General features: G+C 69.7%; 11 protein-coding genes. 4 read left to right on the forward strand and 7 right to left on the reverse strand.

What is annotated here, in order from left to right; all coding sequences use genetic code 11:
- From ON39_RS30900 to ON39_RS30920, 5 genes are all read right to left on the reverse strand, one after another.
- Positions 1 to 925: NAD(P)/FAD-dependent oxidoreductase (locus ON39_RS30900; RefSeq protein ID WP_051187363.1), on the reverse strand; the 925-nt coding region annotated here is incomplete at its 3' end.
- A 98-nt stretch (positions 926 to 1,023) separates the two neighbouring features.
- Complete coding sequence (locus ON39_RS30905) at positions 1,024 to 1,908, reverse strand: RNA polymerase sigma-70 factor (protein ID WP_040739566.1); 885 nt, start codon at positions 1,906 to 1,908, stop codon at positions 1,024 to 1,026.
- Positions 1,909 to 2,161: 253 nt separating this feature from the next.
- Positions 2,162 to 3,064, reverse strand: coding sequence for a CDP-alcohol phosphatidyltransferase family protein (locus ON39_RS30910; protein ID WP_051187364.1), 903 nt, complete (start codon positions 3,062 to 3,064; stop codon positions 2,162 to 2,164).
- Positions 3,064 to 3,798, reverse strand: a complete 735-nt coding sequence (locus ON39_RS30915; RefSeq protein WP_040739558.1) for a phosphatidylserine decarboxylase — start codon at positions 3,796 to 3,798, stop codon at positions 3,064 to 3,066. The genes ON39_RS30910 and ON39_RS30915 overlap by 1 nt, the downstream gene beginning before the upstream one ends.
- A 101-nt stretch (positions 3,799 to 3,899) precedes the next feature.
- A complete protein-coding gene (locus tag ON39_RS30920) occupies positions 3,900 to 4,172 on the reverse strand; it encodes a GlsB/YeaQ/YmgE family stress response membrane protein (RefSeq protein WP_040739568.1) in 273 nt (90 codons plus the stop codon).
- Positions 4,173 to 4,435: 263 nt separating this feature from the next.
- Between ON39_RS30920 and ON39_RS30925 the strand changes: the two genes are divergently transcribed.
- On the forward strand, positions 4,436 to 5,473 hold the full coding sequence (locus ON39_RS30925) for a beta-ketoacyl-ACP synthase III (protein ID WP_040739559.1): 1,038 nt from the start codon (positions 4,436 to 4,438) through the stop codon (positions 5,471 to 5,473).
- 5 nt (positions 5,474 to 5,478) lie between these two features.
- Here the strand turns inward: ON39_RS30925 and ON39_RS30930 are convergent, their stop codons facing one another.
- Together ON39_RS30930 and ON39_RS30935 are read right to left on the reverse strand one after the other, a co-directional pair.
- Positions 5,479 to 6,186 carry an SIMPL domain-containing protein gene (locus ON39_RS30930; RefSeq protein WP_040739560.1) on the reverse strand — a complete coding sequence of 236 codons (708 nt, stop codon included), beginning with the start codon at positions 6,184 to 6,186 and terminating at the stop codon, positions 5,479 to 5,481.
- A gap of 52 nt (positions 6,187 to 6,238) precedes the next feature.
- The gene (locus ON39_RS30935) at positions 6,239 to 6,694 is read right to left on the reverse strand and encodes an SRPBCC family protein (RefSeq protein WP_040739561.1); all 456 of its coding nucleotides are present in this window, start codon (positions 6,692 to 6,694) and stop codon (positions 6,239 to 6,241) included.
- Positions 6,695 to 6,840: 146 nt separating this feature from the next.
- Here ON39_RS30935 and ON39_RS30940 point away from each other — a divergent pair, with 146 nt between their 5' ends.
- Genes ON39_RS30940 through ON39_RS30950 form a run of 3 tightly spaced genes read left to right on the forward strand, consistent with a single transcriptional unit; the run spans position 6,841 to position 10,385 of the window.
- On the forward strand, positions 6,841 to 8,508 hold the full coding sequence (locus ON39_RS30940; protein ID WP_040739562.1) for an NAD(P)/FAD-dependent oxidoreductase: 1,668 nt from the start codon (positions 6,841 to 6,843) through the stop codon (positions 8,506 to 8,508).
- Positions 8,509 to 8,523: 15 nt separating this feature from the next.
- The gene (locus ON39_RS30945; RefSeq protein WP_040739563.1) at positions 8,524 to 10,035 is read left to right on the forward strand and encodes an ATP-binding protein; all 1,512 of its coding nucleotides are present in this window, start codon (positions 8,524 to 8,526) and stop codon (positions 10,033 to 10,035) included.
- Positions 10,032 to 10,385: a UBP-type zinc finger domain-containing protein gene (locus ON39_RS30950; protein ID WP_040739564.1), complete on the forward strand. Its 354-nt coding sequence runs from the start codon at positions 10,032 to 10,034 to the stop codon at positions 10,383 to 10,385. Before ON39_RS30945 ends, ON39_RS30950 begins: the two co-directional genes overlap by 4 nt.
- The last annotated feature ends 226 nt before the right edge of the window (positions 10,386 to 10,611 follow it).

Consider the following 10,611-nt stretch of genomic DNA (forward strand, 5'->3'; position numbering starts at 1 on the left):
CCGGCCCCGCGTCGGCCGCCGCGCAGGCGCGCGACGACGGCGTCGGCCGCGTGCTTGCCCGTCGGCAACGCGGTCGCGCAGGCCATGCGCTAGTTCTCCGGCCGCCGGGGCCGGCGACGACGGCGCTGTCACCCGCCGCGTGGATCTCGGGGTGTGAGAGCGACCGCAGCGCGGGATCGGTCAGCACGCGCCCCGTGCGGTCGACCGCGATACCCGAGCGCGCCGCCAGATCCGGCACGGCGAAGCCGGCCGTCCACACGGTCGCAGCGGCCTCGATCAGCGAGCCGTCCGCCAGGCGAACGCCGTCGTCGGTCACCTCGATCACCTTCGCGTCCGAGTGGATCTCGACGCCGAGCCGCTCGAGCGTGCGGCGGATATGCGCCCGCGCCTTCGGCGACAGCCATGCACCGGGCTCGTCGGGGCTGAGCAGCAGGATCCGCGAATCGGGTTGCGACTCAGCCAGTTCCGCGGCCAGTTCGATCCCCGTCGATCCCGCGCCGACCACGACGATCCTGCCCCTGGGCGGTTGGAAACGGTCCACATCCGCGGGGGTCGACACCGAGTAGGCGTGTTCCGCGACGCCTGGCACACCGTTCGAATCCCCGATGCTGCCGAGGGCGTACACGAGGGCGTCATAGGCGAGAGGCATTGCGTTATCGAGCAATACGCGCTTGCCCTCGGTGTCGATCTTCGTCGCACGGGCGCAGACGAAGTGAATCTTCTTGCTCGTCAACAGCTCCCGCAGATCCCAAACCGGAATCTGTTGTCCCGCAGCCTGCTGATGCAACCGCACCCGCTCGACGAAGCGACTACTCGCGTCGACGACGGTGATCTCGGCCCCGCGCGCCTTTTTGGCGAGTCGCCCCGCCGCAGCCAGGCCCGCGTATCCCGCGCCGAGCACGACGATTCGATGCTGTCCGGTCATGATGTGGCTCCTTCTCGATCGGCCGACACCCTTCAGACCGGACAGCGCCGCCATCCCTGACAATCCGCGGCGGTGAGTCACGTCACGCCCGCGACGGGCTACGCCGAGGACGTCCTGGCGAAGAAGGCGAGCTTCTCGGGATTGACGACCAGCCGCAGCGCGGCGACCGCGCCGTCGACCAGCTCCACCCCGGCGACGAGCAGCGGCACGCCGTTCACCCTGGCCACCGCGGCAGGCGCGCCGTTGACCTCCTCGATGCGGAACTCCATGCCGGGCACCTCCCACCGGAACAGCCCGGCCAGGTACCGCGCGACGTTCTTCGCGCCGACCACCGGACGCTTGGCGGCGTTGACCTGATCACCGCCGTCCGCGATGGACACGACATCGGCGGTCAGCAGCTGCTCCAGCGACTCGATGTCCCCCGTCCGCGCCGCCTTCAGGAACCGCTTGATCAGCTCGCCCGCGTACTCGCTCGGAATGTCGAAGCGCGCCCGCCCCTCGCGCACCCGCAGCCCGGCCCGCCGGAAGATCTGCTGCGAGTTGGCCTCGCTGATGGTGAGCATGTCGGCGATCTCCCGGTGCGCGTAGCCGAACGCCTCGCGCAGCACGAACACCGCCCGCTCGACCGGAGTCAGTCGCTCCATCGCGCTCAGCAGCGCCAAGGAGACGAGCTCGCGCTCCTCGACCGTCTCCAACGGGCCCAGCTCGCCGCGCTCGGTGGGCACGGGCTCGGGCAGCCAGGGCCCGACATAGGTCTCCCGGCGCGCCCGCGCCGACACCAGCCAGGTGCGGCACAGATTCACCAGCACGGTGGTCAGCCAGGCCTCGGCGGCGCGAATCTTGGTGCGGTCGGCGGCATCCCAGCGCAGATAGGTCTCCTGGACGGCGTCCTCGGCCTCGCCCGCCGAGCCGAGCATCCGGTAGGCGAGGGCGAACAGGCGGGGGCGATGGGTCATGAACACGCCGAGCCCGTCCGGCTCCATCGCCACCTTCTTCCGCACTCTGCCGCCGAATATGACCGTACCGCTCGCCGACGCGGGCAGCCGAACGTGCTCACCGCGCGCGGAATCGGCGATGCCGAGCAGCCGCTTCAGACCGAATCGCGCGGCGCCGAAGCCGCCGAAACCCCACCCGCCGAAGTCGAAGTCACCCACTGCCGCCAGAGTGCCCATGCTCCGAGAGCTTTGTCCCCCAGGCTTTTCAAGACCTTAAGAAATCCCAGTGGGAACCGGGGCCTCAGCCGGGCAGGTTGTTCGCGTCCCGCTGTTTGCCGCCCGGCCTGCGCAGACGCAGCCGGGCGGTGGAGCCGCGGATCGCGGGCCTGCGGATCACTGGACGCCGCTGCGCCCGGCGCTGGGCCCGACGCTCGGCGGGCTTGTGCTGCCAGGTCTCCGGCCGCGCGGCCACCCAGCGCTGAGAATGCCAGGCGAACGGGATGTGCACCAGGTACAGCGCGACCAGGATCAGCAGCAGCACGGTCGGGTAGGTCACCAGCAGCGCCGCGGCGAGCGCGACGAGCACGAGCAGCCCGGCGGCGGCCTGCGGCGCCACCGAGACCGACTTCATGGCCAGCGTCGGAACGGTGCTGACGGCCAGCGCCGCCGCGAGCACGGTCCACGCGGCGACCGCGTAGAAGCCGACCCACCACCCGTCGCCGAACTGCACGAACAACCCGACCGGCACCATGGCGATGAGGGCCGCGGCCGGGGCGGGCACCCCGACGAAGTACTCGCGCGCCCACTCCGGCCTGGTGTCGTCGTCGAGCAGGGTGTTGAACCGGGCCAGCCGCAGCACGATGCTCACCGCGAACAGCAGGGCGATGATCCAGCCCGCGGTCTCGGAGTGCAGCAGCGTCACGTAGAGCACGAGCGCGGGCGCGACGCCGAAGGAGATGGCGTCGGAGAGCGAGTCCAGCTCCGCGCCGATCTTGGTGGTGGCGTCCAGCATTCGGGCCAGCCGGCCGTCGAGGGTGTCGAGCACCGCGGCGGCGCCGATCATGGCGAGCGCGATGTCGAGCCGGCCGTCCAGGCCGAACTTCACCGCGGACAGGCCGGCGCACAACGCGAGGATGGTGACCACGCTCGGCAGCAACCGGATCGAGCGGCGCCGCCGTCGCTGAATCGGAGCAGCCGCCTCCATCATGAACCGTTGGCGGACGCGGAACCGAGCACCGCCAAGACGGTCTCACCACCGACGGTGCGCTGCCCCGGCTCGACGAGCAGCTCGGTGCCCGCCGGGAAGTAGGTGTCCACCCGGGAGCCGAAGCGGATCAGGCCGTAGGTGTCCCCGATGGTCAGCACGTCACCGACCTGGGCGTCGCAGACGATGCGGCGGGCGAGCAGGCCCGCGATCTGCACCACGATGATCTGCTGGCCGGCGGGGGTGTCGAGCACCATGGTGTTGCGCTCGTTCACCGCGCTGGCCTCGGGCAGATCCGCCGAACGGAACTGGCCGGCCTGGTGCAGCACCGTGCGCACGACACCGGACACCGGCGTGCGCTGCACGTGGACGTCGAGCACGGAGAGGAAGACGCTCACCCGGGGCACGGGCTGGTCGCCGAGGCCCAGCTCCGCGGGCGGGGCGGCGAAGTCCACGAGGGCGATCTCGCCGTCGGCCGGGGCGACCACGGCGCCCGCGCGGTTCGGCGGGACGCGGTTCGGGTGGCGGAAGAACGTGGCGCACGCGCCGGCGGCCAGCAGGCCCGCGCGGCGCACCCACTTGCGCTTGCCGCCGAGGACGGCGACGGCCAGCGGCGCCGCGACGAACGGAAGCCCGGCGGGGTGCAGCGGGGGAATCGCATGGCGGACCAGGTCGGCGACGTGGCCGACTCCGGTGCGTTCAGGCGTACCGGGCGGCGTGGGACGGCGGGCCACAGGCTCCTCTTTCGTGCTAGATGCAGTCGGATCGCGCCATCAACGATAGGTGGGCGCAAGCGTTCACACCTTACGGGAAAGGAGCCTGTGACAGGGGGCCGTCAGCTGCGGACGCGACGTCCGGTCACGAGACCCACGAGGAACAGTAGAATGACCGCGCCGCCCAGGCAGGTGAAGAAGCTGAACCACAGGCCGCCGCCTTCGACGTCGACGCCGAGCAGCTTGAGCAGGAAGCCACCGAGTAGGCCACCGACGATGCCGACCACGATGTTCAGCAGAATGCCCTGCTGAGCGTCCGTCTTCATGATCTTGCTGGCGATCCAACCGGCCAGACCGCCGATGATGATCCACCCGATAATCCCGAGACCGAGCATGGTGTCCTCGCAATCCGCGTCTGCCATTCGCAGCTCCGACGACCGGCAAACACATAGTTGGGGCACGCTGCAGGAAAGCGTTTCAGCGTGCTGATCGGCGTATACCCGGGGTTTGTGAGAATACGCACGGCAAAACGGCGACACTGCGGCTAATATGAGGGGGCCTCATGTCTACGGCTCCGTAGGTGGCGGCTGATGAGGGATCCAGATCGAGGCTTCGGGAACAACCCGGCGGCGGTGCCGCAGGTACATAGGAGACGCACATGGCTGCTCGAATCGCCCAGACCACCGGGGCTGAGCACACGGCGATCCTCGGGCTCGGCGTATACCGCCCGGTTCGGGTGGTCACCAACGACGAGGTGGCGGGCCCGATCAACTCGAGCGACGAGTGGATTCAGACGAGGTCCGGGATCAAGACCCGGCGCTTCGCCGACGAGTCGGAGACCATCCAGAGCATGAGCGTCGCCGCGGCCCGTGGGGCCCTCGACTCGGCGGGGATCGCGGTCGACCAGGTCGACTGCGTGATCGTCGCGACGTCGACGCATCTGCTGCTCACTCCCGCCGCCGCGCCGCGGATCGCGACGGAGCTCGGCATGAACGGATCCGCGGCCTTCGACGTCTCCGCGGGCTGCGCCGGCTTCTGCCACGCGGTCGCGCTGGCCTCGGACCTGGTCCGCGGCGGAACCGCCGCGCACGTGCTGGTGATCGGCGTGGAGAAGCTGACCGACACCATCAACCCGGCCGATCGCTCGACCGCGTTCCTGTTCGCCGACGGCGCGGGCGCGGTGATCGTCGGCCCGTCCGCCGAGCCCGGCATCGGGCCGACGGTATGGGGCTCGGACGGCACCCAGCACCACGCGATCCGCCAGGACAAGGACTGGGTCGAGTTCTTCCGCGAGATCGAGGAGAAGGGCACCGACGCGGTGCGCCCGTATCTGGCGATGGAGGGCACGGCCGTATTCCGCTGGGCCGCACACTCTTTGGAGAAGGTGTGCCGCGACGCCATCGACCGCGCGGGCCTGTCCACCGACGACCTGGACGCGATGATCCCGCACCAGGCCAACGGCCGGATCATCGAGATCATGGCGCGGGTGCTGAAACTGCCGGAGAACTGCGCGCTGGCCAACGACATCGAGGAGACCGGCAATACGTCGGCGGCCTCCATTCCGCTGGCCATGGAGGCGATGCTGCGCAAGGGCGAGTCGAAGCCGGGCGACACGGCGCTGCTCATCGCGTTCGGCGCCGGGCTCTCCTATGCCGCGCAGGTCGTGACGCTGCCGAAGTTCGCGATCACGGTTTAACGGAACTAGCCGAGGCCCCAGGTGACCTTCACGGTGAAGGTCACCGTCTGGGTGCCCGGCTCCAGCGGGACCGACTGCGCCGCGGCGTCGCGCGCGGACATCTTGGCCTCGTCGTCGCGGCCGTTCGCCTCGGTGATGGTGACGACCTTGGTCAACCGCACCCCGGCGAGCACCGCGTACTGCTCCGCCCTGGCCTTGGCGTCGGCGAACGCCCGCGCCCGCGCGTCGGCGAGCAGCTGGGACTTGTCGTCGATCGCGAAAGACACCGTGCGCAAACGGGTCTCGTTGCCGCCCGCCGTGATCGCGCCGTCCAGCACGGCGGAGGCCTTGCTCAGGTCACGCACGACGACGCGGACGGAGTTGCTCGCGCGGTAGCCGACGACGGTGTTGCCGCCGTCCGGGCCGCCCGCGTACTGCGGCTGGATCGAGACGTCGGTGGTGCGCACGTCCTCCTTGGTCGCGCCCGCGCCGACGATGGCGTCGGTCATCGCCCTGGCGCGGTCGCCCGCGCGGGTAATGGCGGCCGAGACGTTGTCGGCGGTCACCTCGACGCCGAGGTCGGCGTTGAGAATGTCCGGGGCGCCGCGGACCTGGCCGCTGCCGACCACGGTGACCTGGCGCTCGGGCTCGGAATCAGTGCCGCCGCAACCCGCGACCAACGCCGCCGCCGCGAGCGCGGCGATCACCATGGGCGCGCGCGTGATTCGTCGCATACTCGCCCAACTTACGCACCGAACCCGGCACGCCGAGCGCGAACACGCCGAACTAGCCGCCGGCCTCGACCGCGGCCTTGATCTTGCCGAGCGTCTCGTTCATGCCACGGACGAGCGCCTCCTCGAACGGCCCCTCCCCGCCGAGCGCGGCGTCGATCGACTTGCGGGAGAACCAGGTGATGCCGTTGGCCACGTCGCGGCGTTCGATGAGCCGGGTGCCGGTCTCGGTCGGCTCGAGGGTGTAGCTCCAGATCGAGCGGTTCTCGTTGATCTTGAAGGCGAACGCGTGGTTCGGCTCGAAGCGCACGATGCGCGCGGTGGTCGGCCAGTACTTCTTGCCGTCCCGGTTCAGGTTGAGCACCCAGGTGCCGGCCTTGGGCGTGCCGAGCGGGAGCATCCGCACGCACTGCGGGCTGAACTCGGGCATGCGACCGAGATCCGAGACGACCGCCCAGACCCGCTCCGGCGGGGCGGCGATATCGATGGTGACTTCGAGATTCTTCGGCAACGCCGCCTCCGGTGGCCAGGCGAACGAACCGGGACCGGCCGAGCGCGCTTGATGAACTTGCGGACATTTTAATCGGTTCGCGGCGCCTGTCCGCCAGCAGTGAAACGTCCACGACACGGTTTGCACCGAGGATTCATACTCGTTAGGTGACTTCACCCGCTGCCACGAAACCGGCCATCCTGAGCGTCGACGACGACCCCGGGGTGTCCCGGGCGGTCGTGCGCGACCTGCGCCGTCGCTACGGCGCCGAGTACCGGATCCTGCGCGCGGAGTCGGGCGCCCAGGCCCTCGACGCACTGCGTGAGATGAAACTGCGCGGCCAGCCGGTCGCGGTCCTGATCGCCGACTACCGGATGCCGGGCATGGACGGCATCGAGTTCCTCGAGCAGGCGATGGACCTGCACCCGTACGCGCGGCGCGTGCTGCTGACCGCCTACGCCGACACCAGCGCCGCGATCAACGCGATCAACGTGGTCGACCTGGACCACTACCTGCTCAAGCCATGGGATCCGCCGGAGGAGAAGCTCTACCCGGTGCTCGACGGCCTGCTCGACGCCTGGCGCGCCAGCGAGCACCGGCCGGTCACCGAGACCAAGGTGGTCGGCAACCGCTGGTCGCCGCGCTCCTCGGAGGTGCGCGAGTTCCTGGCGCGCAACCAGTTGCCCTACCGCTGGTACCTCGCCGACGAGCCGGAGGGCGCGCGACTGCTCGAGGCCGCGGGCGCCGATCCCGAGCGATGTCCGGTGGTGATCACGGCGACCGGCGACGCGCTGGTGCAGCCGTCGGACAGCGTGCTCGCGGAGAACGTGGGCCTCACCGTCAACGCGACCGGCGAGTTCTACGACCTCATCGTGGTCGGCGGCGGCCCGGCCGGGCTCGGCGCGGCGGTGTACGGCGCGTCCGAGGGGCTGCGCACGGTGCTGGTGGAGCGCACCGCGACCGGCGGCCAGGCCGGGCAGAGCTCGCGCATCGAGAACTACCTCGGCTTCCCGGACGGATTGTCCGGCGCGCAGCTGGCCGATCGGGCCCGTCGCCAGGCGGCGAAGTTCGGCGCGGAGGTGATCACCACCCGCGAGGTGGTCGGGCTGGAGGTGAACGGCTCGGCGCGCACGGTGCGCTTCGCCGACGGCGGCAGGCTGTGCGCGCACACGGTGATCATCGCGACCGGGGTGGACTATCGCCGTCATCCGGCCCCCGGCGTGGACGACTTCACCGGGCGCGGTGTCTATTACGGCTCAGCGATGACCGAGGCCGCCGAGTGCGCCGATCGCGACGTCTACATCGTCGGCGGCGCGAACTCCGCGGGCCAGGCCGCGGTGTTCCTGTCCCGCAACGCGAATACCGTGCATCTGATCGTGCGCTCGGATTCGCTGGAAAACTCTATGTCGCACTACCTGATTCAACAGATCGCCCAGATTCCGAACATTCAGGTGCACACCAACACGGAGGTGATCGCCGCCGACGGCGATGATCACCTGCAACAGATCGTGTTGCGCGACAACGTGACCGGCAACGAGGAGAAGGCGGAGGCCGAACGGCTGTTCCTGTTCATCGGCGCCGTGCCGCAGACCGACTGGCTCGACGGCATGGTCAAGCGCGACGACGCCGGTTACGTGCTGGCAGGCCCCGACCTGATGGTCGACGGCGCGCGCCCGGCGGGCTGGGAACTACCCCGTCCGCCACACCATTTGGAGACCAGCGTGCCCGGCGTGTTCGTGGCGGGCGACGTGCACGCCGACTCGGCCAAGCGGGTCGCGTCGGCGGTCGGCGAGGGTGCGATGGCGGTCATGCTCGTGCACCGGTACCTGGCCTGAATCAGGAGGCGACAGATGAATTCACCGGAGAACGCGGGCCGCAGCAGCCGATTAGTATGCGACCCAGCCGAATTGCGCACCCTGTTCCTGTTCGAGAAGCTGAACGACGAGCAGCTGGATCGGCTCTGCCGCGACGGCCGGGTCGAGACGATCGAGCCGGGCCTGGTCTACCGCGAGGGCGAGCCGGCCACCTGCTTCTACGTGCTGATGGACGGCGAGGTCGTGCTGACCAAGCTGTCCGGCGGCACCGAGATCGAGCTGGTCCGCACCCGGCACCACGGCTCCTACGCGGGCGCGTGGATGGCCTACCTGGGCGACAAGGTCGACCAGACCTACAACGGGTCGATGAAGGTGACCGAGCCGTCGCGGTTCTTCGTGCTCGACGCCTCGACCTTCGCCGACATGATGCACGAGTGGTTCCCGATGGCCGTGCACCTGCTCGAGGGCGTGTTCTTCGGCAACCGCAACGCCAACGCGCGCGTCGGCCAGCGCGAGCGGCTGCTCGCGCTCGGCTCGCTGTCGGCGGGCCTGACCCACGAGCTGAACAATCCGGCTGCGGCCGCGGTGCGGGCCACCTCCGGCCTGCGTGAACGGGTCGCGGGCATGCGGCACAAGCTGGCCATGATGGCCGAGGGCAAGTTCGACACCGAATCCCTCGGCGCCCTGGTGCGCCTGCAGGAGGAGGCGGCCGCGCAGGTGGCGAAGGCGCCCGAGCTGACCCCGATGGAGGCGGCCGACCGCGAGGACCTGCTCGGCGAGTGGTTCGAGGAGCACGGCATCGGCGACGGCTGGAACCTCGCGCCGACCTTCGTGCAGGCGGGCTTCGACGTCGACTGGCTCGAGCGGGTGGCGGCCACGCTGGACGGCTGCGCCGATCAGGTGTTCCAGGGCGCGATCCGCTGGTTGAACTACACCATCGAGACCGAGCTGATGATGAACGAGATCGCCGACTCGACGACGCGCATCTCCTCGCTGGTCAACGCGGCCAAGCAGTATTCGCAGATGGATCGCGCGCCCTTCCAGGTGGTGGACATCCACGATTTGCTCGACAGCACGGTGGTGATGCTCAGCCGCAAGATCGGCGACGGCGTCGAGGTGGTCAAGGACTACGACCGCTCGCTGCCGCCGGTGCCCTGCTACGCGGCGGAGTTGAACCAGGTGTGGACCAACCTGATCGACAACGCGGTGTACGCGATGGATGGACGGGGCACCCTGACCATTCGCACCCGGCACGAGAACGACTGTGCCGTCATCGAGATCGGCGACACCGGTCCGGGCATTCCGGAGGAGGTGCGCAGCCGGATCTTCGAGCCCTTCTTCACGACCAAGCCGATGGGCGAGGGCACCGGGCTCGGGCTGGACATCTCGTTCCGGATCGTGGTGAACAAGCACGACGGCGACATCCAGGTCGACTCCGAGCCGGGCAACACCCGATTCACCGTGTGGCTGCCGTTGAACCGCACACCGGACGACCCGGCCGAGCTGAATCCCGCCGAAGCAGAACCGACTTCAGGAGGTCAACGATGACGCAGGAACTCGAGGGCATCGATACCACCGTGCCGCCCAGCGGCACCGGCTGCGTGGAGTGCGAGGCCGACCAGGGCTGGTGGGTGCATCTGCGCCGCTGCGCGCAGTGCGGCCACGTCGGCTGCTGCGACTCCTCCCCCGCCCAGCACGCGAGCAAGCACGCGAAAGACACCGGCCACCCGTTCATTCAGAGCTTCGAGCCGGGCGAGGACTGGTACTGGAACTTCGCGACCGAGGAAATGTACGGCGACGGACCGGAACTCGCCCCGCCGACCAGCCACCCGGCCGATCAGGGCACGCCGGGTCCGCGCGACCGGGTGCCCGCGGACTGGCAGGCACACATCCACTGAACCCCGGTACGCTGCACCGGACGCCGGTGGCCCCGGCGGCACTCAGACACCGATCCACCGGGGAAAGCACGGTATGACGCGAACTTCCGCCATCGTCCTGGTCACCGGGGCGGTGGCCTTGCTGCTGGCCGGCTGCGGCCAGTCCTCGAACGACTCCGCCGACGCGAACGGGCTGCGCAAGGGCGGCTCGACCACGAGCGCGACGTCGGCGCCGCGGTCGCCCTCG

The organism is Nocardia tenerifensis NBRC 101015 (assembly GCF_000308715.1).
GTDB lineage: Bacteria > Actinomycetota > Actinomycetes > Mycobacteriales > Mycobacteriaceae > Nocardia > Nocardia tenerifensis.